At 63.0% G+C, this 686-nt stretch carries 1 protein-coding gene; it reads left to right on the top strand.

Annotated elements, in window-relative coordinates; genetic code table 11:
* Positions 1–308 precede the first annotated feature (308 nt).
* Positions 309–620, top strand: coding sequence for a 50S ribosomal protein L21 (gene rplU / locus AC1D1G_RS45760; RefSeq protein WP_005248081.1), 312 nt, complete (start codon positions 309–311; stop codon positions 618–620).
* The last annotated feature ends 66 nt before the right edge of the window (positions 621–686 follow it).

Below are 686 nucleotides of genomic sequence, written 5' to 3'. Positions count from 1 at the left end.
TCCTCGCCCGACGGCGCGGATTCGCAGGCAGCGCCGCGCAGGCCGCGTCGTCGCCGGGCGGCGGCACGTCCCGCCGGCCCGCCGGTGGACGCCGACAACTGACGAGGGAGCGCGGGAAGGCAATCGGCGCCGGTTTGTACGGAACGGTTGCCTTCCTGTAACCTTGACCAGTCGCTACTCGGCGATGAAGGTCAGCTGTGCCCTCGCTTGTGAAGGCTGCGCGATCTCGACCGAGCTAGCCGTCACACCAGACCAGTCGCGCACACTGTGGCGCGAGCAAGTTCGAAGAAGCAAGGGGTAGCCCTCCGATGGCAACGTACGCGATCGTCAAGACCGGCGGAAAGCAGTACAAGGTCGCTGTTGGTGACCTCGTCAAGGTCGAGAAGATCGAGGGTGAGCCCGGCACTGCTGTCTCGCTTGCTCCCGTTCTCGTCGTCGACGGATCCGATCTGACGACCGACGCCGACAAGCTGGCCAAGATCTCGGTCACGGGTGAGGTCGTCGAGCACACCAAGGGCCCGAAGATCCGGATCCACAAGTTCAAGAACAAGACCGGCTACCACAAGCGTCAGGGCCACAGGCAGAAGCTGACGGTCCTCAAGGTCACCGGCATCAAGTAGCTAGAGCTTCAGAGCTGATTTCACCCGAGGAGGGTCAAGAACATGGCACATAAGAAGGGTGCATCC

Source organism: Rhodococcus sp. P3_B8, from assembly GCF_056402775.1.
Note: the sequence above shows the minus strand (reverse complement) of the source record. Positions and strands in the feature narration are given on the sequence as shown.